The 21,644-nt window shown below is 65.1% G+C and carries 19 protein-coding genes and 6 tRNA genes; 16 read left to right on the top strand and 9 right to left on the bottom strand.

The genetic code is table 11. The features are described from left to right. Window positions 1-31: 31 nt before the first annotated feature. The 6 genes from D8S75_RS08570 to D8S75_RS08545 all read right to left on the bottom strand — a co-directional run bounded on the left by D8S75_RS08570 (window position 32) and on the right by D8S75_RS08545 (window position 4,632). A complete protein-coding gene (locus D8S75_RS08570; protein ID WP_119965852.1) occupies window positions 32-487 on the bottom strand; it encodes a carboxymuconolactone decarboxylase family protein in 456 nt (151 codons plus the stop codon). 110 nt (window positions 488-597) lie between these two features. Beyond that, complete coding sequence (gene sigJ, locus D8S75_RS08565; RefSeq protein WP_119965851.1) at window positions 598-1,485, bottom strand: RNA polymerase sigma factor SigJ; 888 nt, start codon at window positions 1,483-1,485, stop codon at window positions 598-600. Between the two features lie 152 nt (window positions 1,486-1,637). Beyond that, entirely contained in the window at window positions 1,638-2,981 is a 1,344-nt protein-coding gene (gene argG / locus D8S75_RS08560) for an argininosuccinate synthase (RefSeq protein WP_119965849.1), read from the bottom strand. A gap of 72 nt (window positions 2,982-3,053) precedes the next feature. Next, window positions 3,054-3,371, bottom strand: a complete 318-nt coding sequence (gene ppnP, locus D8S75_RS08555) for a pyrimidine/purine nucleoside phosphorylase (protein ID WP_119965847.1) — start codon at window positions 3,369-3,371, stop codon at window positions 3,054-3,056. A 104-nt stretch (window positions 3,372-3,475) separates the two neighbouring features. Further along, a complete protein-coding gene (locus D8S75_RS08550; protein WP_119965845.1) occupies window positions 3,476-4,129 on the bottom strand; it encodes a glycine zipper 2TM domain-containing protein in 654 nt (217 codons plus the stop codon). A gap of 113 nt (window positions 4,130-4,242) precedes the next feature. Then, complete coding sequence (locus D8S75_RS08545) at window positions 4,243-4,632, bottom strand: arsenate reductase (RefSeq protein WP_119966105.1); 390 nt, start codon at window positions 4,630-4,632, stop codon at window positions 4,243-4,245. 47 nt (window positions 4,633-4,679) lie between these two features. Here D8S75_RS08545 and folC point away from each other — a divergent pair, with 47 nt between their 5' ends. The 13 genes from folC to D8S75_RS08480 all read left to right on the top strand — a co-directional run bounded on the left by folC (window position 4,680) and on the right by D8S75_RS08480 (window position 15,361). After that, a complete protein-coding gene (gene folC / locus D8S75_RS08540) occupies window positions 4,680-6,005 on the top strand; it encodes a bifunctional tetrahydrofolate synthase/dihydrofolate synthase (RefSeq protein ID WP_119965844.1) in 1,326 nt (441 codons plus the stop codon). 23 nt (window positions 6,006-6,028) lie between these two features. Continuing rightward, on the top strand, window positions 6,029-6,799 hold the full coding sequence (locus D8S75_RS08535; protein ID WP_119965842.1) for an SPOR domain-containing protein: 771 nt from the start codon (window positions 6,029-6,031) through the stop codon (window positions 6,797-6,799). A gap of 9 nt (window positions 6,800-6,808) precedes the next feature. After that, entirely contained in the window at window positions 6,809-7,297 is a 489-nt protein-coding gene (locus D8S75_RS08530) for a CvpA family protein (RefSeq protein WP_119965840.1), read from the top strand. Window positions 7,298-7,349: 52 nt separating this feature from the next. Then, on the top strand, window positions 7,350-8,855 hold the full coding sequence (gene purF / locus D8S75_RS08525; protein ID WP_119965839.1) for an amidophosphoribosyltransferase: 1,506 nt from the start codon (window positions 7,350-7,352) through the stop codon (window positions 8,853-8,855). Between the two features lie 47 nt (window positions 8,856-8,902). Continuing rightward, complete coding sequence (locus D8S75_RS08520; RefSeq protein ID WP_119965838.1) at window positions 8,903-10,114, top strand: O-succinylhomoserine sulfhydrylase; 1,212 nt, start codon at window positions 8,903-8,905, stop codon at window positions 10,112-10,114. Next, entirely contained in the window at window positions 10,111-11,538 is a 1,428-nt protein-coding gene (gltX, locus tag D8S75_RS08515) for a glutamate--tRNA ligase (protein ID WP_119965837.1), read from the top strand. The genes D8S75_RS08520 and gltX overlap by 4 nt, the downstream gene beginning before the upstream one ends. 66 nt (window positions 11,539-11,604) lie before the next feature. Then, window positions 11,605-11,680, top strand: a tRNA-Ala gene (locus D8S75_RS08510). Between the two features lie 35 nt (window positions 11,681-11,715). Beyond that, window positions 11,716-11,791: transfer RNA gene (locus tag D8S75_RS08505), tRNA-Glu, on the top strand. A 49-nt stretch (window positions 11,792-11,840) separates the two neighbouring features. Continuing rightward, window positions 11,841-11,917: transfer RNA gene (locus D8S75_RS08500), tRNA-Asp, on the top strand. Between the two features lie 47 nt (window positions 11,918-11,964). Then, window positions 11,965-12,040 (top strand) — tRNA-Ala (locus D8S75_RS08495). Between the two features lie 35 nt (window positions 12,041-12,075). After that, window positions 12,076-12,151 (top strand) — tRNA-Glu (locus D8S75_RS08490). Between the two features lie 49 nt (window positions 12,152-12,200). Beyond that, a tRNA-Asp gene (locus D8S75_RS08485) sits at window positions 12,201-12,277 on the top strand. Window positions 12,278-12,526: 249 nt separating this feature from the next. Continuing rightward, on the top strand, window positions 12,527-15,361 hold the full coding sequence (locus D8S75_RS08480) for a bifunctional diguanylate cyclase/phosphodiesterase (protein ID WP_232828981.1): 2,835 nt from the start codon (window positions 12,527-12,529) through the stop codon (window positions 15,359-15,361). A 119-nt stretch (window positions 15,362-15,480) separates the two neighbouring features. On the opposite strand, the gene D8S75_RS08475 is transcribed toward D8S75_RS08480, so the two are convergent. The 3 genes from D8S75_RS08475 to D8S75_RS08465 all read right to left on the bottom strand — a co-directional run bounded on the left by D8S75_RS08475 (window position 15,481) and on the right by D8S75_RS08465 (window position 18,243). Beyond that, window positions 15,481-16,239 carry a 3-hydroxyacyl-CoA dehydrogenase gene (locus D8S75_RS08475; RefSeq protein WP_119965833.1) on the bottom strand — a complete coding sequence of 253 codons (759 nt, stop codon included), beginning with the start codon at window positions 16,237-16,239 and terminating at the stop codon, window positions 15,481-15,483. Between the two features lie 106 nt (window positions 16,240-16,345). Continuing rightward, complete coding sequence (locus D8S75_RS08470; protein ID WP_119965832.1) at window positions 16,346-17,398, bottom strand: extracellular solute-binding protein; 1,053 nt, start codon at window positions 17,396-17,398, stop codon at window positions 16,346-16,348. A gap of 296 nt (window positions 17,399-17,694) precedes the next feature. Continuing rightward, window positions 17,695-18,243: a phasin family protein gene (locus D8S75_RS08465; protein WP_119965830.1), complete on the bottom strand. Its 549-nt coding sequence runs from the start codon at window positions 18,241-18,243 to the stop codon at window positions 17,695-17,697. A 262-nt stretch (window positions 18,244-18,505) separates the two neighbouring features. Here D8S75_RS08465 and D8S75_RS08455 point away from each other — a divergent pair, with 262 nt between their 5' ends. From D8S75_RS08455 to D8S75_RS08445, 3 genes are all read left to right on the top strand, one after another. After that, entirely contained in the window at window positions 18,506-18,964 is a 459-nt protein-coding gene (locus D8S75_RS08455) for an acyl-CoA thioesterase (protein WP_119965826.1), read from the top strand. A 202-nt stretch (window positions 18,965-19,166) separates the two neighbouring features. Further along, a complete protein-coding gene (locus tag D8S75_RS08450) occupies window positions 19,167-20,576 on the top strand; it encodes a sodium:proton antiporter (RefSeq protein WP_119965825.1) in 1,410 nt (469 codons plus the stop codon). A 14-nt stretch (window positions 20,577-20,590) separates the two neighbouring features. Then, on the top strand, window positions 20,591-21,592 hold the full coding sequence (locus D8S75_RS08445) for a 2-hydroxyacid dehydrogenase (protein WP_119965823.1): 1,002 nt from the start codon (window positions 20,591-20,593) through the stop codon (window positions 21,590-21,592). Window positions 21,593-21,644: the final 52 nt, after the last annotated feature.

The following is a 21,644-nucleotide window of genomic DNA, read 5'->3' as shown; positions in this document are numbered from 1 at the left end:
TAAGCGCTGGAGCCTATTTTCTTGCTGATTTTCAGGCGGCAGCACCCGCCGGCTGGGCGCGAAAGCCCACCTGGAAGCGGTTCCAGCCGTTGATGGCCACCACCGTGAGCGTCAGCTCGACGATCTCGGCCTCGGAGAACTGCGCAGCCACTTCGTTGTAGAGGCTGTCCGGCACGTCCTGCGTGTTCGCCAAGCGGGTCAGCGCCTCGGCCCAGGCCAGGGCCGCGCGCTCGCGGGCGTCGAACAGGCCGGCCTCGCGCCAGGCGGCCAGCAGGTGCAGGCGGCGATCGCTCTCGCCCTGTTTGCGCGCCTCGGCCACGTGCATGTCGATGCAGAACGCGCAGCCGTTGAGCTGCGAGACGCGCATCTTCACCAGCTCCTTGAGCTGGATGGTCAGCGTGCCGGCGGCGAGCTGGTGCTCCAGCGCCATCATGGCCTTGGCGGTGGCGGGGTGGTTCTTGAGCAGATGGATGCGCTGTTGCGACATGGTGGTTTCCTTTCGGTGGGGTGGATGAAAACAGCGGGATGAAAGCGACGGCTCAAGGCGCGGCCCGCACCCGGGCGGGGCGCCTTGCGCGGTAGTGGAGTGGAGCGGGGCTAGAGCCCGCGCAGCTTGTCGGGGTTGAGCACGGCGTAGATGCCGTGGATGCGGGTGCCGTCGGTCTGCAGCGCTAGGGCCACGCGCGGCACGGTGCCCTCGCGCAGCACCAGGCCCGGCGTGCCGTTGATCTGCACCTCCTGCAGCGTGAGGTGCCGCAGGTGCAGGCGCCACACGGCGACGGCGAAACGGGTGAGGGCACGCGGGCCGCGCAGCACCTTGGTGGCGGCGGGCACCTTGCCGCCGCCGTCGGGCGTCCAGGTGGCGTCCTGCGCGAACAGGCCTAGCAGGGCCTCGTGGTTCTGCGCGCGCATGGCATCGACAAAGCGGTGCAGCAGGGCCTGCGCGGCGTCGGGCGTGGCGGTGAAGCGCACCTTGTCCTGGCGCACCTGGGTGCGGGCGCGGTGCACCAGCTGGCGGCAGGCGGCCTCGCTGCGGTCCAGCACCATGGCCACTTCGGCGTAGTCGCAGTCGAACACGTCGTGCAGCAGGAAGGCCGCGCGCTCGTCGGGCGACAGGCGCTCCAGCACCACCAGTAGGGCGATGGACAGGTCGCTCGCCAGCTCGGCACGCGCGTCGGCGGGCGGGGCGGTGGCCTCGGCGATCCAGGGCTCGGGCAGCCAGGGGCCGCTGTAGTGTTCGCGCTCGGTGCGGGCGGCGCGCAGCCTGTCCACGCACAGGCGGGTGACGGTGGCGACCAGCCAGGCCTCGGCCGTCTGCACGCGCTCGGCATCCGTCGATTGCCAGCGCAGCCAGGCGTCCTGCAGCACGTCCTCGGCGTCGGCGCGGCTGCCGAGCATGCGGTAGGCCACGCCCATGAGGCGCGGCCGGTGCTGCTGGAAGGTGGCGGTGTGCGGGGCCATGGTGGTGCGGGTGTTGGCGTTCATACCCTCAAGACGGCTGGAGCGCTGATTTTGTGACACGGATGCGCAAAAAAAGCCGGAAAAAAGAAAGCCGCCCGGCCTGGCGGCGGGGCGGCTACTCTTGTTTTGATAGCTGGCAGCGCTTGTTCATCAAGCGCTGGAGGCCGGTTTTGCGCTTATTTCTTGGCCGAATCGTCGCCCAGCTGCGCCAGCGCGGCATTGCCGCCCAGCGACAGCAGGCCGCTCTTGGCGTACACGCCCAGCTTGTCGCGCGTGTCCACGATGTCCAGGTTGCGCATGGTGAGCTGGCCGATGCGGTCCAGCGGCGAGAACGGCGCGTCTTCCACCTTTTCCATCGACAGGCGCTCGGGCGCGTAGGTCAGGTTGGGGCTTTCCGTGTTCAGGATGGAGTAGTCGTTGCCGCGGCGCAGTTCCAGCGTGACGGTGCCGGTGATGGCGCGCGCCACCCAGCGCTGGGCGGTTTCGCGCAGCATGATGGCCTGGGGGTCGAACCAGCGGCCCTGGTACAGCAGGCGGCCCAGCTTCAGGCCGTTCATGCGGTACTGCTCGATGGTGTCCTCGTTGTGGATGCCGCTCACCAGGCGCTCGTAGGCGATGTGCAGCAGCGCCAGGCCGGGGGCCTCGTAGATGCCGCGGCTCTTGGCCTCGATGATGCGGTTCTCGATCTGGTCGCACATGCCCAGGCCGTGGCGGCCGCCGATGCGGTTGGCTTCCAGGAACAGTTCCACCGGGTCGTTGAACTCGACGCCGTTCAGGGCCACGGGCTGGCCTTCCTCGAAGCGCACCGAGACCTCTTCGGCCTTGACGACCACGTCGTCCTTCCAGAACGCGACGCCCATGATGGGGTTCACGATGCGGATGCCGCTGTTGAGGAACTCCAGGTCTTTCGCCTCGTGCGTGGCGCCCAGCATGTTGGAGTCGGTGGAATAGGCCTTTTCGGCGCTCATCTTGTAGCCGAAGCCTTCCTTCGTCATGAAGGCCGACATTTCGGCGCGGCCGCCCAGTTCGTCGATGAACAGCTGGTCGAGCCAGGGCTTGTAGATCTTGAGCGAGGGGTTGGTCAGCAGGCCGTAGCGGTAGAAGCGCTCGATGTCGTTGCCCTTGAAGGTCGAGCCGTCGCCCCAGATGTGGACGTCGTCTTCCTTCATGGCGGCCACCAGCATGGTGCCGGTGACGGCGCGGCCCAGGGGCGTGGTGTTGAAGTAGGTGGCGCCAGCGGTGCGCACATGGAAGGCGCCGGCCTGCAGCGCGGCGATGCCTTCGTGGGCCAGTTGCGTGCGGCAGTCGATCAGGCGGGCCTTCTCGGCGCCGTATTCCATGGCCTTGCGCGGGATGGCGTCGTAGTCCGGCTCGTCGGGCTGGCCCAGGTTGGCCGTGTAGGCATAGGGCAGGGCGCCCTTGTTCTTCATCCAGCGCAAGGCCGCGCTGGTGTCCAGGCCGCCCGAGAAGGCGATGCCGACCTTTTGGCCGATGGGGAGGTTTTGCAGGATGGTTGCCATGGAATGGTTCTCAAAAATGATAGCTGCTCGCGCTTACCACATAAGCGCTGGAGGCCAAAAACGCTCTAAGTTTCAGCCGAAGTGGCAGATGTAGTGGTAGGCCTCGGTCACGCGGATGTCGAACTTGGAGTTGCCGGGCACGCTGAACTTGTCGCCCGCCAAGGACTTCACCCAGGCGTCGCTGCCGGCGAGCTTGTATTCGCACGAGCCGGCCACGCATTCCATGATCTCGGGCGCACCGGTGTTGAACGTCAGCGTGGCGGGCAGCACGACGCCGACCGATTTCTTGGTGCCGTCCGGGAAGGTGATGCCGTGGCTCACGCACTTGCCGTCAAAGTACACATTGGCCTGGGTGGTGACGGACACGCCGTCGATTTTTTCGGTGGTCATGGAGGTGTGGCTGGGAGCAAGGGGAAACCGTCGATTTTAGGCCACGGTGCGCAGGGCCGGCGCGGACGAAAAAAGAGCCCGCGAAGGGCTCTTGGGGTGGCTTGTCAGCGCCAGTAGGGGTTTTGGCGCGGCGGCGGGTAGGGATAGCGGCCGTGGTCGCTCTCGTATTCGATGATGGTCGTGCCCGGTGGGTAGGCCGGTGGCGCGGCGTAGGGCGAACTCACCACGCCAGGCTGCGGGTAGCTGCCCTGGCCGTAGTACGGGTCGGGCTGGTTGGAGTAGGGCTGGCCGCCGTAGGGAGCGGGCTGCACCTGCACCGCGATGTAGCGGCCCGGGTCGGTCGGCGTCTGCGTGCTGTACTGGCGGCCCGCGTATTCGTAGACCACGTTGTAGCCCACGGTACGGTTTTCGTAGGTGGTTTCGGTGCCGCAGCGTTGCACGGTTTCGTATTCGGGGCGGCCCTGGCCCTCGATGTGGTTGCCCAGCACGGCGCCACCGATCACGCCAATGGCGGTGGCCGCGGCACGGCCGCTGCCCTTGCCCACGGCATTGCCCGCCGCGCCGCCCGCGATGGCGCCCAGCACGGCGCCCCCGCCCGTGGTGCGCTGGCCGGTGTACACGGTCTCGTTGCTGCACACCTGCCGGGGAATGGCCACCTGCTGCACGATGGGCGTGGCCGACAGCACGCGCCCGCGTTCCTGCGCGGCGGCCAGGCCGGCGGAGGCGGCGATGAGGGAAAACAGAACCAGTCTTTTCATGGAAGAACCCCTTTCAGGTCGTCTGCCTGTAACGCGCCAGACTGGAAAAAAGTTTATCGGCGCGGCGTGAATTCGGGGCGTGGGTGCTGTAAAGCTGCGTAAGAAAGTGTGCGCTATCCAACGAAACCGCCGTTTTCCGCGCGCGCCTGCCAGCTGGCGGTATCGAAACCCACGCTGACCTGCAGGCGGTCGCCCTGGCGCCACTCCACCACGGGGCGCTTGATGGTGCTGGAATGCTCCCGCATCAGCGCGCTGGCGCTGGCGGCGTCCCGTGCGGTGGCCTGCGTGGCGGGGTCGAGCTTGCGCCAGGTGGTGCCCTGGCGGTTGAGCAGCTTTTCCCAGCCCGCCTGGTCGATCCAGAGCGCGAGCCGGTCTGCGGGAACACCGAGCTTCTTGAAGTCGTGGAAGTGGTGCGCGAGGCCTTGTGCCGTGAGCCAGGCGCGGGCTTTCTTGACGGTGTCGCAGTTGGCGATGCCGTAGACGGTGATATCCGGGTTTTTCATGGTGCCATCATGCGCCAGACGCATGGTGGGCGACAATCCCGCTCCGTATGCACACGAAGATTCACACCCTGGAAGGCTGGCTCGCGCACTGCGAACGCCTGCACCCGCACAACATCGACATGGGCCTGGAGCGCGTGGGCGAGGTGGCGCGCCGCATGGGGCTGCGGTTCGACTGCCCCGTCATTACCGTGGCCGGCACCAACGGCAAGGGCTCGACCTGCGCCATGATCGAGGCCATCGCGCTGCAGGCGGGCTACCGCACGGGGGTGTATTCATCGCCGCACCTGGTGCATTTCCAGGAGCGCTGCCGCATCGATGGAGACATCGTCCAGGCCGATGCGCTGCTGGAGCATTTCGCGGCCGTGGAAAGCGCGCGCACGCTCAACGGCAACGACATTGCACTCACCTATTTCGAGTTCACCACGCTGGCCATCCTGCGCCTGATGAGCCATGCGCTGCTCGACGTGGCCATCCTGGAGGTGGGGCTGGGCGGGCGGCTGGACGCCACCAACATCGTCGACGCCGATTGCGCGGTCATCACCAGCATCGACATCGACCATGTCGAATACCTCGGCCCCGACCGCGAGAGCATCGGGCGCGAGAAGGCCGGCATCATGCGCACCGGGCGCCCGGTGGTGGTCAGCGACCCCATGCCGCCGCAGAGCGTGATCGACCATGCGCGCGAGATCGGCGCCGACCTCTGGCGCTTCGGCCAAGACTTCAATTTCTCCGGCGACAAGCAGCAGTGGGGCTGGGCCGGCCGGGGCCGGCGCTACGCGGGCATGGCCTACCCGGCGCTGCGCGGCGCCAACCAGCTCGTCAACGCCTCGGGCGCCCTGGCGGCGCTGGTGGCGCTGCGCGAGCGCATTCCCGTCACGGCCCAGGCGGTGCGCAACGGCCTGTCGCTGGTGGAGCTGCCGGGGCGCTTTCAGATCATCCCGGGCCAGCCGACGCTGGTGCTCGACGTGGCGCACAACCCGCATTCGGTGGCGGCCCTGACGGCCAACCTGGATGCCATGGGCTACTTCCCCACCACGCATGCCGTGTTCGGCGCCATGGCCGACAAGGACCTCGGACCCATGCTGGCCAAGATCGGCCCGGTGGTGGACCGCTGGTATTTCACCGACCTGCCGACGCCCCGGGCCGAAAGCGCCGCCGGGCTGCAGCAGAAATGGAACGCGCTGCAGATCGTGGCTGGCGGACGGCGCGAGGTGCACACCAGCACCCATGCCACCCCGGCCGAGGCGCTGCAGGCGGCCCTGTTGGCGGCGGACCCGGCTGATAGAATCATCGTCTTTGGCTCCTTCCACACAGTGGGTGGCGTGCTGCTCGATGGCGTGCCGCGCCTGCAGGCCAAGCATCTGGGCGTCTAACCCGACACGGTATTTGCAACTCCATGGCATTTTTCAAGTTTCCGTGGCCCGGCCAGAAGGAGCAGGGCGGCAAGGCGCGGAAGGCCGCGCGGCCTTCCCGGGTGGAGAGCATCGAGGTGATGCGCCGGCGTGCACGCCACCGCCTCATCGGCGCCGCCCTGTTGGTGTTGCTGGGCGTGGTGGGCTTCCCCATCCTCTTTGATACGCAGCCGCGCCCGATCCCCGTCGATATCCCGATCGAAATACCCGACCGCAACAAGGTCGCCCCGTTGGTCGTGCCAGCGCCCGAGGCGTCAGTGGCCGCGGCCGCTCCTGCCAAGGCACCGGCTTCTGCCGCTGCTGAGGTTGCCGCCCGCGATGCGCGCAAAGCCGCTTCCGCGCCTGAAGCGCCTGCTTCCGTGGCCGTGGCGGTCAAGCCGCGCCCCGAGCCCAAGCCCGAAAGCAAGCCGGCGCCCGCCGAGCACCGCCCCCCGCCCAGCAGCGATGAAGCCGCCCGTGCGCGAGCCCTGCTGGAGGGCCGTACCCCGGCCGCCGCGCCGGTGGCTGCGGCCACCTTGCCCGAGCAGGGCCGGTTCATCGTGCAGATCGGCGCCTTTGCCGAGCAGGAGAAGGCCCGCGAAGCCCGCCTGAAACTTGAGCGCGCCGGCATCAAAACCTATGCGCAAGTGGTCGAGACCAAGGAAGGCAAGCGCATCCGCGTGCGCGTGGGCCCCTTTGACGGCAAGGCCGAGGCCGAGAAGGCGGCCGCGCGCATCAAGGGGCTGAACCTGCCCGTGTCCATCCTGCTGCTTTGAGCCCTGCGGATGGCGGTGCTGGACTGGATATTCGCGGCGCTGCTGCTGGTGTCGATGCTCATCGGGGCCTGGCGTGGCTTGGTCTACGAAGTGTTGTCGCTGGCGGGCTGGGTGGCAGCCTTCGTGGTGGCGCAGTGGCTGGCGGCCGATGCGGCGGCGTGGCTGCCCATGGGCGAGGCCTCCGAAACCATGCGGTATGCGGCGGGCTTCATTCTGGTGTTCGTGGGCAGCCTCTTTGCCTGCGGTTTTCTGGCCTGGCTGGCGAAGAAGCTGGTCGAGGCCGTGGGGTTGCGGCCCGTGGACCGCACGCTGGGCGCGGCCTTTGGCGTGCTGCGCGGGCTGATGGTGTTGCTGGTATTGGTGGTGGTGGCGGGGTTGACCCAGCTGCATCAGGCTGCCTGGTGGCAGGAGTCGCAGGGCGCGGCGCTGCTGTCGGGCCTGCTCAAGGAGCTCAAGCCGGTGCTTCCGGCGGAGCTGGGAAGTCATCTTCCCTTGTGAATGGACGTAGTGGTTGCATGCGGGGCAGGCCCCGCCAATGGATGGAATACATATGTGTGGAATCGTCGGCGTCATCAGTACGACCCCTGTCAACCAGCTGATCTATGACGCGCTGCTGCTGCTGCAGCACCGGGGCCAGGATGCGGCGGGCATTGCCACGCAGCAGGGGCGCAAGTTCTTCATGCACAAGGCCAAGGGCATGGTGAAGGACGTGTTCCGCACCCGCAACATGCGTGCACTGCCCGGCAATTGCGGCTTGGGCCAGGTGCGCTATCCCACGGCCGGCAATGCCTTCAGCGAGGAGGAGGCGCAGCCGTTCTACGTCAACGCGCCGTTCGGCATCGTGCTGGTGCACAACGGCAACCTGACCAACGCCCAGGCGCTCAAGGCGGATCTGTTCAGCACCGACCACCGCCACATCAACACCGAGAGCGACTCGGAGGTCCTGCTCAATGTGCTGGCCGACGAGATGGACAAGGCGACGCGGGGCAAGGTGCTTCAGCCGCAGGATGTGTTTGCCGCCGTGCAGGCCGTGCACAAGCGCATCCGGGGGTCCTATGCCGTCATCGCGCTGATCGCCGGCCATGGCGTGCTGGCGTTCCGCGACCCCTATGGCATCCGTCCGCTGTGTATCGGCCGCAGTGCCGATGGCACCGTGATGCTGGCCAGCGAGTCCGTGGCCCTGGAGGGCACGGGCCATGTGTTCGAGCGGGACATTCAGCCCGGCGAGGCGGTATTCATCGATTTGCAGGGCAATATCTCATCGCAGCAGTGCGCGCAAGCGCACCAGCTCAGCCCGTGCATCTTCGAATACGTGTACCTGGCGCGGCCCGATTCGGTGATGGACGGCATCTCGGTCTACCAGGCACGTCTCAATCTGGGCCAGACCCTGGCCAAGCGCGTGGTGTCCACCGTGCCGCCCAACGAGATCGACGTGGTGGTGCCCATCCCCGAGTCGAGCCGTCCGAGCGCGATGCAGCTGGCGCAATTGCTGGGCCTGCCCTACCGCGAGGGGTTCGTGAAGAACCGCTATGTGGGCCGCACCTTCATCATGCCGGGGCAGGGTGTGCGCAAGAAGTCGGTGCGCCAGAAACTCAATGTGATTGGCAGCGAATTCAAGGGCCGCAACGTGTTGCTGGTGGACGACTCCATCGTGCGCGGGACCACCAGCCGCGAGATCGTGCAGATGGCCCGCGATGCTGGCGCGCGCAAGGTGTACCTTGCCAGCGCCGCGCCGCCGGTGCGCTACCCCAACGTCTACGGCATCGACATGCCCACGAGCAGTGAGCTGGTGGCGCATGGCCGCTCTGTCGAAGAGGTGCGCCAGATCATCGGCTGCGATGCGTTGATCTACCAGGACGTCGATGCCATGAAGAAGGCCATCGGCGCGCTCAACACCGGAATCGCGGGCTTCGACGCATCGTGCTTCGATGGCGTGTATGTCACGGGCGACATCACCGTCAACGAGATCGCGCAGATCAACGAGGGTCGCAATGGCGGCGATGAAGGGGATGAGGACACCTCCCGTCTGTCGCTGCCCAATGCCCAGGACAACTGAGACTTGCGGCCCCTGCCCGAGACCCATCACCGCGAAGGCCTAGACCCATGAACCACGCATTGCCCGACGGGCTGCATACTGACACGCTGGCGGTGCGCCAGGCCGTGCCGCGCAGCGCCTACGGCGAAAACTCCGAGGCGCTCTATCTCACGAGCAGCTTCGTCCAGCCCGATGCCGCCACGGCGGCGCGCCGCTTTGCCGGCGAAGAGGAAGGCTATACCTACTCGCGCACGTCCAACCCCACGGTCACGAGTTTCGAGCAACGCCTGGCGGCGCTCGAAGGCACCGAGGCGGCCATCGGCACCTCCAGCGGCATGTCGGCCATCCTGCTGATGTGCCTGGGGCTGCTCAAGGCGGGCGACCATGTGGTCTGCTCGCAGTCGATGTTCGGTTCCACGATCAAGCTCATCGGGGGCGAGCTGTCGCGCTTCGGTGTGCAGTCCAGCTTCGTGCCGCAGACCGATGCCGCCGCCTGGAAAGCCGCCCTGCGGCCCGAAACGCGCCTGCTGTTCGCCGAGACGCCCACCAACCCGCTGACCGATCTGTGCGACATCCGCGAGCTGGCCGATATCGCGCACGCAGCAGGCGTGCTGTTGGCCGTGGACAACTGTTTCGCCTCGCCCGCGCTGCAGCGCCCCGCCAGCCTGGGCGCGGACCTGGTCATCCACTCGGGCACCAAGTTCCTCGACGGCCAGGGCCGGGTCATGGCTGGCGCCGTGTGCGGCCCGCGTGCCATCATCGACGACAAGCTGGCTCCGCTGATCCGCAGCGCCGGCATGAACCTCTCGCCGTTCAATGCCTGGGTGGTGCTCAAGGGCATGGAAACCTTGACCATCCGCATGCAGGCCCAGAGCGCCAACGCGCTGCAATTGGCCACCTGGCTGGAAGCGCATCCACAGGTGGCGCGTGTCTACTACCCCGGCCTGGCATCGCATCCGCAGCATGCGCTGGCGATGCGCCAGCAGTCGGGCCTGGGTGGCGCCGTGCTGTCTTTTGACGTGCGCTCCAGCGACCCTGCCACGGGCCGCGCGCGGGCGTTCCATGTCATCGACAGCACGCGCGTGTGCAGCATCACCGCCAACCTGGGCGACACCAAGACCACCATCACCCACCCGGCCAGCACCTCGCACGGGCGCCTGTCCGAAGAGCAGCGCCAGGCAGCCGGCATCGGCCAGGGCTTGGTCCGCGTCGCCGTGGGCCTGGAACATATCGACGACTTGAAAGCCGACCTCGCACGGGGTCTGGATTCCCTGACATGACCGCAGAACAACAAGCTACCACCACCGCGCGCGTGCGCACCCGTTTCGCGCCTTCGCCCACGGGCTTCATCCACCTGGGCAACATCCGCTCGGCGCTGTATCCATGGGCCTTCGCGCGCGCCACGGGCGGCGACTTCATCCTGCGCATCGAGGACACCGACGTGGAGCGCTCCACCCAGGCCGCCGTGGACGTGATCATCGAAGGCATGCGTTGGCTGGGCTTGGACCACGATGAGGGGCCGTTCTACCAGATGCAGCGCATGGACCGTTACAAGGAGGTGCTGGCGCAGTTGCAGGCCGCCGGCCACGTCTATCCCTGCTACATGAGCGTTGCCGAGTTGGACGCGCTGCGCGAGAAGCAGATGGCTGCCAAGGAAAAGCCGCGCTATGACGGCACTTGGCGCCCTGAACCTGGCAAGCAACTGCCCGCCGTGCCCGAAGGGGTGCAGCCCGTGCTGCGCTTCAAGAACCCGCAGGGCGGGGTGGTGGCGTGGGATGACAAGGTCAAGGGCCGCATCGAGATCCGCAACGACGAACTCGACGACCTGGTGATCGCGCGCCCCGACGGCACGCCCACCTACAACTTCTGCGTGGTGGTGGATGACATCGACATGCGGATTACCCACGTGATCCGTGGCGACGACCATGTGAACAACACGCCTCGCCAGATCAACATCTTCCGCGCGCTGGGCAAGGAGCCGCCCGTGTATGCCCATCTGCCCACCGTGCTCAACGAGCAGGGCGAAAAGATGAGCAAGCGCAACGGCGCGAAGCCCGTGACGCAGTACCGCGACGAAGGCTACCTGCCCGATGCCATGGTGAATTACCTGGCGCGTCTGGGCTGGAGCCATGGCGACGATGAGATCTTCTCGCGCGAGCAATTCCTGCAGTGGTTCAACCTGGATCACCTGGGCCGCAGCGCCGCGCAGTTCGATGAAGCCAAGCTGCGCTGGGTGAATGCCCAGCACCTCAAGGCGCTGGCCGACGATACGCTGGCCGCCCTCGTGGCGCCACTGCTGGAAAAGCGCGGGGTGGGCGCCGAGGCCCTGGCCGATGGCCGCCTGCCGCGCATCTGCGCGCTGTTCAAGGACCGCTGCGACACCACGGTGGCGCTCGCGGACTGGGCCATGGTGTTCTATGGCGGCGTTGTCACGCCGGCGCCGGAAGACCGCGAGAAGCATGTCACCGCCGCGATCGGCCCCGCCCTTGATGCGCTGGCCGACGCCCTGCAGGCCTGCGCCTGGGACAAGGCATCGATCGCCGCCGCCTTCAAGGAAGTGCTCGCGGCGCAGGGCCTCAAGATGCCGCAGCTGGCCATGCCGGTGCGCGTGCTCGCCGCGGGCACCCCGCACACGCCATCCGTTGATGCGGTGCTTGAACTGCTCGGGCGTGAAAAAGTTACGGCAAGTTTGCGAAACCGCTGAAAAACCGGTTTATAATTTGAGGCTCAGACAGCAACGACAGTTAATTGATTGAAGTCGCTGGATTGTGGGGGTATAGCTCAGCTGGGAGAGCGCTTGCATGGCATGCAAGAGGTCATCGGTTCGATCCCGTTTACCTCCACCAATCTGAAGTTTGAGAACGGTTAGTTCCCAGGTTTTGACCCTATCGTCTAGAGGCCTAGGACATCACCCTTTCACGGTGAGTACCGGGGTTCGAATCCCCGTAGGGTCGCCAAGTTGTAGCGCTTGGCTTGTGTAGTAATGCAAGCAAAAGCTGCCTGCCAGGAGTGGTAGTTCAGTTGGTTAGAATACCGGCCTGTCACGCCGGGGGTCGCGGGTTCGAGTCCCGTCCACTCCGCCAGTTTATGCCTTGCAGGCTACAGCCATGCAAAGGTGCCAAGGATATGTGGGGGTATAGCTCAGCTGGGAGAGCGCTTGCATGGCATGCAAGAGGTCATCGGTTCGATCCCGTTTACCTCCACCAATCTGAAGTTTGAGAACGGTTAGTTCCCAGGTTTTGACCCTATCGTCTAGAGGCCTAGGACATCACCCTTTCACGGTGAGTACCGGGGTTCGAATCCCCGTAGGGTCGCCAAGTTGTAGCGCTTGGCTTGTGTAGTAATGCAAGCAAAAGCTGCCTGCCAGGAGTGGTAGTTCAGTTGGTTAGAATACCGGCCTGTCACGCCGGGGGTCGCGGGTTCGAGTCCCGTCCACTCCGCCAGATTGAAAAGCCGTCCATCGTCAGATGGGCGGCTTTTTTTATTTTCATCGGCAATTGCCAGCGCCGATGAATGCTTGCAAGAGCGTGCCGATCTGGTTGTGATGGCGCCCTCTCCCGTGCATGAGTCTGTGTGAGAATGTCTTTTCAAATACCCGCATAACCAATGTGGTTGATGGGCGGAACACAGGATACATGATGGCTTTGCGATGGAGGGTCCACCCTCAGCATGCACAAGGGTTGCGCGGCACCATGCCGGTTTTGGCCGTGCTGACTCTCGGGGTGCTGCTGGCCTGGAGTTACTTCTTCGATGCGGCACTGGGCCGTATCAGCGGCTATCTGACGCTGCACATGGTCTTCGAAACCCTATCGATCGCCGTGTCCGTCCTGGTGTTTGCCGTTGGCTGGAAGGCGCACAGCATCAATCCGCAGCGCAACATTCTGATCCTGGCTTGTGGCTTTTTCGGGGTGGCGGTCCTGGATTTCTCGCACATGCTGTCCTATGCAGGCATGCCGGACTACATCACCCCCAATTCCGTGGAGAAGGGCATCAATTTCTGGTTGCCTGCGCGTTATCTGGGGGCCTTGAGCTTGTTGCTGGCGATGCTCTTGCCCTGGGGCTCCGCCCAGCTCGGCACGGCGCCAGATCCGCGCCGCTTCATCGCCCTGGGGGCCGTGTTGCTGGTGGTGGCGGTCGTGCATGTGTTGGTGCTGTGGTTTCCACAGATGTTGCCCGTCACGTATGAGCAGCCTGGTGGGCTGACACGCTTCAAGATCGCTGCCGAATACGGCGTCATGGGGGTGCTCGGGGTCGTGGTCGTGCTGCTCTTGCGCCATATGCGCGAGACAGCGGCGTTCAACGCGCCGCAATTGTTCGCTGCAGTCTGGATCATGGGGCTGAGTGAATTCTTCTTCACGCTCTACGTATCGGCCAACGACCATTTCAACCTGCTTGGCCATGTCTACAAGGTGGTGGCCTACGTTTACCTCTACCGCGCCATCTTCGTTGGAACCATCGAAGCGCCGTACCAGGCCCTGAGCCGCTCGGAAAAAGATTTGCGCGCGGTGCTGGATGCCGTGCCTGACCTGATGTTCGAGGTCACGCAGGAGGGACGCTATGTGCGCGTCTATTCGCGGCAGCCGGAACTCCTGGCGGTTCCCCCGGGGCAGATTTTGGGGCACAGCATCCATGAGACCCTTCCTGCTCCGGCTGCGGCCGTGGCGCAATCGGCGCTCGCGCAGGCGCATGCGGTGGGTTTCTCCAGGGGCAGCCAATACGCGCTGGACTTGCCCGACGGGAAGCACTGGTTCGAGTTGTCCGTGGCACGCAAGTCGCTGGTGCAGGAGGACTGCGAGGCGCGGTTTGTCGTATTGGCGCGCGATATCACGCAGCGCGTGGAGATGCTAGAGACGCTGCGCAAGCTGCTGCATGCGGTCGAGCAGACCCCCAATTCGATCTTCATCACGGATCTGCAGGCGCGCATCGAATACGTGAATCCGGCCTTCACTGCCATCACGGGCTACCGGTTGGAGGATGTAGCTGGGAGGGACCCGAGGCTGCTCAGCGCGGGCAAGACGCCGCGCTCCACCTACCAGGAACTGTGGTCGAACCTGCTGGCGGGCCAGTCATGGAAGGGCGAATTCCTGAACCGGCGCAAGGATGGTCGCGAATACCACGAGTCCGCACTGATCTCGCCACTGCATGACGAGCATGGCGTGACCACCCATTACCTGTCCATCCAGGAAGATATCTCGGACCGCAAGCGCGACGAGGAGCGCATCCGAAAGTTGGTGAATTTCGACATCCTGACCGGATTGCCCAATCGCACCCTGTTTGCTTCGCGCTTCAGTCAGGCACTGGCGCTCACCCAGCGCAGCGGTCGGCAGTTGGCGCTGATGTACCTCGATCTGGACCATTTCAAGAATGTGAACGATTCGCTGGGTCACCAGGTGGGCGATGACCTTCTGGTGGAAGTGGCCCACCGGCTGCAATCGATCCTGCACGATGAGGACACCGTGTGCCGCCAGGGGGGCGATGAGTTCATCGTGGTGCTGCCGCTGACGGATGGCCAGCAGGCAGCGCATGTGGCCGAGCAGATGCTGGCCGAGGTCCGCCGCGTGTGCCAGATCGGCCCGCACGAGCTGGTGGTCACGGGGTCGGTCGGCATCGCGCTGTACCCCGAGGACGGCGGAGATTTCGAAACCCTGGCCCAGCGTGCGGATGCCGCCATGTTCCGCGCCAAGGACATGGGGCGCGATCACTACAGCTTCTTTTCCGCCGACATGCAGGCCCAGTCGTCGCGCGTGCTGCGCATCGAGAACGCGCTGCGCAGCGCCATCGTGCTGAACCAGCTCGCATTGCATTACCAGCCGCAGATCCGGCTGATCGACGGCAAGCTGGTGGGGGTCGAAGCGCTGCTGCGCTGGAGCCATCCTGAGCTGGGGGCCGTCAGCCCTGGGGAGTTCATTCCCGTGGCCGAGAGCAGCGGCCAGATACTGGGCATTGGCCAATGGGTGCTGCGCAATGCGCTCGCGCAGATGCGCCGTTGGCGCGACGCCGGCCACACCGGCATCACGGTCGCGGTCAATCTCTCGATGGTGCAGTTCCGCCACCCGGGACTGGTGGACATGGTGCGTGGTGCGCTGGCGGAAAGCGGTGTGCCGGCGGGTGCGCTGGAGCTGGAGTTGACCGAGAGCATCGCCATGGATGCCCCGGAGCGGGTGATCGCCATCGTGCAGCAGCTCTGCGACCTGGGTGTACAGCTGTCGATCGACGATTTCGGCACGGGCTACTCTTCGTTCAGCTATATCCAGCGGCTGCGCGTGCACAAGCTCAAGGTCGACCAGTCGTTCGTGCGCCATATCGGCGGTGAGGACGGCAACGGCCTGCACATCGTGCGCGCCATCGTGGGCCTGGCGCAGAGCCTGGGGCTGGAGTCCATCGCCGAGGGCGTGGAGACCCCCGCGCAGGCGCAGGCCCTGGTAGGGATCGGCTGCGAAACGGGTCAGGGCTACCACTTCAGCCGCCCCGTGCCCGCGGAGCAGATCACAGCGTTGCTGGAGAGGCCTGTCGTGACCCAGCCATGAAGCAAAAGCCCCGGAGCCGTGGGCGCCGGGGCTTGCGAGGGTGTTTTGTATTGTTTTGGCCTCTAGCGCTTTATGAGCAAGCGCCTAAAGCTATTAAAACAATAGCAAAAACCGTGAACTCAGCGGGGGGCGAGGCGAATGGCGCCGTCCAGGCGGATCACCTCGCCGTTGAGCATGTCGTTCTCGAAGATGTGCTGCACGAGCTTGGCGTAATCCTGCGGGGTGCCCAGGCGGCTGGGGAAGGGCACACCGGCGGCCAGGGCGTCCTGAACCTCCTTGGGCATGCCGAACAGCATGGGCGTGCCGAAGATGCCGGGCGCGATGGTCATGTTGCGGATGCCGTTGCGCGCCAGGTCGCGCGCGATGGGCAGTGTCATGCCCACCACGCCGCCCTTGGAGGCGCTGTAGGCGGCCTGGCCGATCTGGCCGTCATAGGCAGCCACGCTGGCGGTGGAGATCATCACGCCGCGCTCGCCCGTGGCTTCGGGCTCGTTCTTGCACATGGCTTCGGCCGCCAGGCGGATCATGTTGAAGCTGCCGATCAGGTTGACGGTGATGGTCTTGCTGAAAACCGACAGCGCGTGCGCGCCGTTCTTGCCCACGGTTTTTTCGGCGGGGGCGATGCCAGCGCAATTCACCAGGCCCATGAGTTTGCCCATGGACACGGCTTGCGCCACCACGGCTTGGCCGTCGACTTCGCTGCTGACATCGCACTTCACGAAGGCGCCACCAATCTCCTTGGCCACGGCTTCGCCCTTTTCCGCCTGCATGTCGGCAATGACCACCTTGCCGCCCTGGGCCGCCAGCATGCGCGCCGTGCCTTCGCCCAGACCGGACGCACCGCCGGTCACGATGAATACCTTGCCCTTGATTTCCATGTTCTGTCTCCAAAGAGTGACGTTGACGTAAACGTCAATTATGACCGATACGGTCCACCATGAAAAATGCCCGGCATGGGCCGGGCATCGGGTGGGGTGGGGCGGTTTACTTGAAGCCCACGCGGTCGAGCATCTGCTGGACCTTGGTCACATTGGCGCCCACGGCACTGATAGGAATGGTTTCGCTCTTGAACGGTGCATTGCCGGTCATGGCCTTGAGCGCGGGGTTGTCCGCGTTCACGCCCTTGGCCGTGGGCCATTCGTTGTTACCGTTGGCGAAGTAATTCTGTGCTTCGGCGCTGGCCAGGTATTCGAGGAAGCGGACGGCATTGGCCTGGTTCTTCGCATGGCGCGCCACGGCGCCGCCAGCGATATTCATGTGCGTGCCCCAGGACTGCTGGTTGGGAAACACCACGCCGACCTTGTTGACGACGGCCGTGTCCTCGGGCTTGGTCGAGCGCATCATGCGCGCCAGGTAGTAGCTGTTGGTGACGGCGATGTCGCATTCACCCGAAGCCACGGCTTTGATCTGGTCGGTATCGCCGCCTTTGGGTGCGCGCGCCAGGTTGTCAACCACACCCTTGAGCCAGGCCTCGGCCTTTTGCTCTCCCAGGTGCTCGGTCACCGCGCCGAACAGGCTCAGGTTATAGGGGTGCGAACCAGAGCGGATGCAGAGCTTGCCCTTGTTCTTGGGGTCGCCCAGCTCCTCATAGGTGTCCACGTCTTCCTTCTGGACCTTGATCTTGTTGTACACGATGACCCGGGCGCGGGTGGACAGGCCGAACCAGGCGGTGCCGCCATCGGCCGCCGGCGTGCTGCGCAGGTTGGCCGGAATGGCGTCGTTCAGCACCTTGGACTGGATGGGCTGGAACAGGCCGTCGATCTCGCCCTTGTAGAGCCGGGCGGCATCGACCAGGAGGATCACATCGGCAGGGGAGGCGCTGCCTTCGGCCTTCAGGCGGGCCAGGATCCCGGCGTCGTCGGCGTCCACGCGGTTGATCTTGATCCCGGTGGCCTTGGTGAAGTTGCTGTAGAGCGCCTCATCGGTGGAATAGTGGCGGGCCGAGTAGAGGTTCACCACCTGTTCCTGGGCCAGGGCTGCGGTCGCGGAGCTGGCCAGAACGCAGCAGGACAGCAAGGCTTTCACGGTCTTCGACATGGATGCATCTTTCGCGGGATTGGTATCCTGCGATGATAAGACAAACGCGAACTATTCGCAATAAAATTGAGTGCAATGCCAGCATGCCGCCGTGGTCATGCTCGGCGCGGGCGGTGACCGGATGGCGCGGGCAAAAAAAAGCCCGGCTGAAACCGGGCTTTGAAAGGATCCAAGAAACGGGGTTTCGAAAGGATCCAAGGAGACAACTGGAGATCTCTGATGCCTCAGAGATGCATGAAGGAATTATAAGGGTAATCCCTTGTGTGGTCTAGAGACATGTCTCCAGACCGCGAGGCTCAGCGCTTGCGCGGGGTGGCCGTCTTGGCGGCGTCGGCAGCGGTGGCGGCGACAGCGTTGAAGTTGGCCTCGGCGGCGTCGGTGGCCTGCTTGACGGCCTTTTGCACCGATTCAAAAGCGTTGTTGGCGGCCGATACGGCGCTCTTCATCACGGCCACTGCGGTTTCGGAGCCGGCGGGGGCGTTCTTGGCTGCGGTGTCCACCAGGCTGGTGAAGGCCTTTTGTGCTTCGGCGGTCTTGGTTTCGACGGCCTTGGTGAACTCGCCACCGGTGCCGGAGGCGATGTCGAACAGATGGCGGCTGTAGGAAGCGGTCTTCTCGGCCAGGGGCTGGAACAGGCCGGCCTGCAGGGCCATCAGTTCCTGCACGTCCTTCACGCTCAGCACGGCCTGGGTGTGGTTGGCGGCTTCGGTCAGGGCGGCGCGCGAAGCGGTCACGTTCAGCTCGACGAGTTTTTCCACGCCTTCGAAAGCCTTGCTGGTCAGGCCGAAGAGGGTTTCAATGTTGGCTTTGTGGGCGGCCAGGATTTGTTCGGTGGTCAGCGACATGTCATTTCTCCTATGGATGAGGGCCTGAGGGTTCAGGGTCTAGAGACATCTGCGCTGGCCATGCTCCCGAAGTCATGTTGCAGTGCAGCATGGATTGAATTCTACGGGGTTCTCGCCGGATTGCAAGTGAAATTGGTGCAATGCAGCATTTTAGAGGAGCTGCTTTACAAACTGTTGCCGGCACCGGGGTTCGTGGAGCAGGTTAACCAAGGTGACTGGGCTCTCTGAGGCTGCGCAGCGGGCGCTGGCACAATGCCCGTCCATGACCACCGCCGCCCCCTCCGAGCGCCCGGCGCCCCAGCCGCGCCATGCCTACCGTGCCTTTCGCTCCATCAGCACGCGCTGGATGGACAACGACGTGTATGGCCATGTCAACAATGTCGTCTACTACAGTTGGTTCGACACGGCCGTGAATGCACACCTGATCGAGCAGGGCGCGCTGGACATCCATGCCGGCGGAACCATTGGCCTGGTGATCGAAACCCAGTGCAACTATTTCGCCCCCCTGGCGTTTCCCCAGACGGTGGAGGCCGGTATCCGCGTGGCGCGCATCGGCTCGTCCAGTGTGCGTTACGAGGTGGGATTGTTCGCGGCCGGCGAGCCTCTGACGGCCGCGGCGGGGCATTTCGTCCATGTCTATGTGGATCGCGAAACACGCCGGCCGGTGCCCGTGCCCGGGACATTGCGCGCCGTGCTGGAGAAGCTGCTGGCCGTTGGCTGACATGCCATGACGGGCCTGCGTTGCAGGCAGGGTCGCTCTCCGGAGAGGGCCGGCCTGTTTCCTGACGGGATGTTTTCAACCGGGTGCTCCTGGTATTGATCGGGAGCTTCCGCAGGGGATACTCGCCTACACTTCGCCGCTGCAAGGCGCGCGGCGCGTGCCTGCACGGCATCCGTATCCAGAAAAACCGGGAGACAACCCCATGAAACCCCTTCGTTGGCTGACCACGGCTGTGCTGGCGGCCGCGCCTGGCCTGGCCATGGCCGCAGACCTTGATGGCAGTGCCTTGGCGATCTGGTGGGGTGTGCCCTTCGCGGGCATCCTGCTGTCGATCGCGCTCATGCCCTTGCTGGCGCCGATCTTCTGGCACCACCATTTTGGCAAGGTGGCCGCGGCCTGGGGGCTGCTGTTCCTGCTGCCCTTCGCGCTGGTGTTCGGACCGGGGGCCGCCGGTGCCAGCCTGGTGCATGCGCTGCTGGCCGAATACCTGCCCTTCGTGATCCTGCTGACCGCGTTGTTCACGGTGGCCGGGGGCATCTACATCCGGGGCAACCTCCATGGCGGCCCGGGGCTGAACACGGCCATCCTGGCCATTGGCGCGGTGCTGGCGAGCTTCATGGGCACGACGGGCGCCTCCATGCTGATGATCCGTCCGCTCATCCGGGCCAACGACCACCGCGTGCACAAGGCGCATGTGGTGGTGTTTTTCATCTTCATCGTGTCCAACGCCGGCGGGTCGCTGACCCCGCTGGGCGACCCGCCGCTGTTCCTGGGCTTTCTCAAGGGGGTCGATTTCTTCTGGACCCTGAGCCACATCTTTCCCGAAACCCTGTTTCTTGTCGGAACCCTGCTGGCGCTGTTCTATGCCCTCGATGCCTGGTATTACCACCAGCGCGAGGAACTGCTGATGCGCGACCCCACGCCCGACACGCGTTCCATCGGCTTTGACGGGAAGGTGAACTTCCTGTTGCTCGCGGGCGTGGTGGGGCTGGTGCTGCTCAGCGGTTTCTGGAAATCGCCCGTGGTGTTCCATGTGGCGGGCACCGACGTGGGGCTGCCCGGACTGGTGCGCGATGCGGGCCTGATCGTCATCACCTTCCTCTCGCTCTGGCTCACGCCCCGGGTGGTGCATGAGAACAACCAGTTCAGCTGGGGCCCCATGCAGGAGGTGGCCAAGCTGTTCGCGGGCATTTTCTTGACCATCATTCCCGTGATCGCCATGCTCAAGGCGGGCGTGAGCGGCCCATTCGGCGCCATTGTCAGCGCCGTGACGCGGCCCGATGGCACGCCCGATCCGGCCATGTACTTCTGGGCTGCGGGGGTGCTGTCCTCGTTCCTCGACAATGCGCCCACCTACCTGGTGTTCTTCAACACCGCGGGCGGTGATCCGGCCGTGCTCATGACCCAGCTCGCGCCCACGCTGGCCGCCATTTCGGCGGGCGCTGTCTTCATGGGCGCCAATTCCTATATCGGCAACGCGCCCAACCTCATGGTCAAGGCCATCGCCGAGGACCGCGGCGTCAGGATGCCGAGCTTCTTTGGCTACATGCTGTGGTCCTGCGGCATCCTGGTGCCGTTGTTCGTGGTCATGACCTTCATCTGGTTCCGCTGATATCCGAGGCCGCCATGTCCAAGCCCCGCATCCTGATCGCCCGTGCCGTGTTCCCCGAGGTCGTCGAGCGCCTGTCGCGCCACTTCGAGGTGGAGTCCAACCCCCAGGATGTCCTCTGGTCCCCCGCTGAATTGGCTGCGCGCCTGGCCGACAAGGACGGCGCCTTCACCACGGGCAGCCAGCGCATCGATGCCGCGCTGCTGGCTGCGTGCCCGCGCCTGCGCATCGTCGCCAATATGGCCGTGGGCTACAACAACTTCGATGTGGACGCCATGACGGCGGCGGGCGTGCAGGGCACCAATACGCCCGATGTGCTGACCGAGACCACGGCCGACTTTGGTTTCGCGCTGCTCATGGCCACGGCGCGCCGCGTCACCGAGAGCGAGCATTACCTGCGCGCCGGGTGCTGGAATAAGTGGAGCTATGACATGTTCGCCGGCGCCGAGGTGCACGGCACGCGCCTGGGCATCATCGGCATGGGGCGCATCGGGCAGGGCATTGCGCGGCGCGGGGCCCATGGCTTTGGCATGGACGTGGTCTACCACAACCGCTCGCGCCTGGCCCCTGCGCTGGAGGCTGAGTGCAAGGCGCGCTACGTTTCCAAGGAGGAACTGCTGCGCACGGCCGACCATGTGGTGCTGGTACTGCCCTATACGCCCGATTCGCACCACACCATCGGCGCGGCGGAGCTGGCGCTGATGAAGCCCACGGCCACCCTGGTCAACATTGCGCGCGGCGGTATCGTGGACGACGCCGCGTTGGCCCAGGCCTTGCGGGAGCGGCGCATCGCAGCGGCGGGCCTCGATGTGTTCGAGGGCGAGCCCCAGGTCCATCCAGGCTTGCTGGAGGTGCCCAACGTGGTGCTCACACCGCACATCGCCAGCGCCACGGTCGGTACGCGCCGGGCCATGGCGAACCTGGCGGCAGACAACCTGATTGCCTTCTTCGACGGACGCGGGCCGCTCACGCCAGTGAACACGCCCGGGCCGCGCCCCGTGGGCGGGGATTTACAGTAAAAATAGCTTCCAACGCTTGATAATAAAGCGCCATCAGCTATTAAATTGGAAG

The organism is Simplicispira lacusdiani (assembly GCF_003604195.1).
Taxonomy (GTDB): Bacteria; Pseudomonadota; Gammaproteobacteria; order Burkholderiales; family Burkholderiaceae_C; genus Simplicispira; species Simplicispira lacusdiani.
The sequence above is the reverse complement of the archived record's forward strand: the minus strand, read 5'-3'. Positions and strand labels throughout refer to the sequence as shown.

Bases quoted from the DNA above. Each gene is read 5' to 3' on its own strand.
- D8S75_RS08570 (WP_119965852.1), bottom strand. From the start codon at position 487: ATGTCGCAACAGCGCATCCATCTGCTCAAGAACCACCCCGCCACCGCC.
- sigJ (WP_119965851.1), bottom strand. From the start codon at position 1,485: ATGAACGCCAACACCCGCACCACCATGGCCCCGCACACCGCCACCTTC.
- argG (WP_119965849.1), bottom strand. From the start codon at position 2,981: ATGGCAACCATCCTGCAAAACCTCCCCATCGGCCAAAAGGTCGGCATC.
- ppnP (WP_119965847.1), bottom strand. From the start codon at position 3,371: ATGACCACCGAAAAAATCGACGGCGTGTCCGTCACCACCCAGGCCAAT.
- D8S75_RS08550 (WP_119965845.1), bottom strand. From the start codon at position 4,129: ATGAAAAGACTGGTTCTGTTTTCCCTCATCGCCGCCTCCGCCGGCCTG.
- D8S75_RS08545 (WP_119966105.1), bottom strand. From the start codon at position 4,632: ATGAAAAACCCGGATATCACCGTCTACGGCATCGCCAACTGCGACACC.
- folC (WP_119965844.1), top strand. From the start codon at position 4,680: ATGCACACGAAGATTCACACCCTGGAAGGCTGGCTCGCGCACTGCGAA.
- D8S75_RS08535 (WP_119965842.1), top strand. From the start codon at position 6,029: ATGGCATTTTTCAAGTTTCCGTGGCCCGGCCAGAAGGAGCAGGGCGGC.
- D8S75_RS08530 (WP_119965840.1), top strand. From the start codon at position 6,809: ATGGCGGTGCTGGACTGGATATTCGCGGCGCTGCTGCTGGTGTCGATG.
- purF (WP_119965839.1), top strand. From the start codon at position 7,350: ATGTGTGGAATCGTCGGCGTCATCAGTACGACCCCTGTCAACCAGCTG.
- D8S75_RS08520 (WP_119965838.1), top strand. From the start codon at position 8,903: ATGAACCACGCATTGCCCGACGGGCTGCATACTGACACGCTGGCGGTG.
- gltX (WP_119965837.1), top strand. From the start codon at position 10,111: ATGACCGCAGAACAACAAGCTACCACCACCGCGCGCGTGCGCACCCGT.
- D8S75_RS08480 (WP_232828981.1), top strand. From the start codon at position 12,527: ATGCCGGTTTTGGCCGTGCTGACTCTCGGGGTGCTGCTGGCCTGGAGT.
- D8S75_RS08475 (WP_119965833.1), bottom strand. From the start codon at position 16,239: ATGGAAATCAAGGGCAAGGTATTCATCGTGACCGGCGGTGCGTCCGGT.
- D8S75_RS08470 (WP_119965832.1), bottom strand. From the start codon at position 17,398: ATGTCGAAGACCGTGAAAGCCTTGCTGTCCTGCTGCGTTCTGGCCAGC.
- D8S75_RS08465 (WP_119965830.1), bottom strand. From the start codon at position 18,243: ATGTCGCTGACCACCGAACAAATCCTGGCCGCCCACAAAGCCAACATT.
- D8S75_RS08455 (WP_119965826.1), top strand. From the start codon at position 18,506: ATGACCACCGCCGCCCCCTCCGAGCGCCCGGCGCCCCAGCCGCGCCAT.
- D8S75_RS08450 (WP_119965825.1), top strand. From the start codon at position 19,167: ATGAAACCCCTTCGTTGGCTGACCACGGCTGTGCTGGCGGCCGCGCCT.
- D8S75_RS08445 (WP_119965823.1), top strand. From the start codon at position 20,591: ATGTCCAAGCCCCGCATCCTGATCGCCCGTGCCGTGTTCCCCGAGGTC.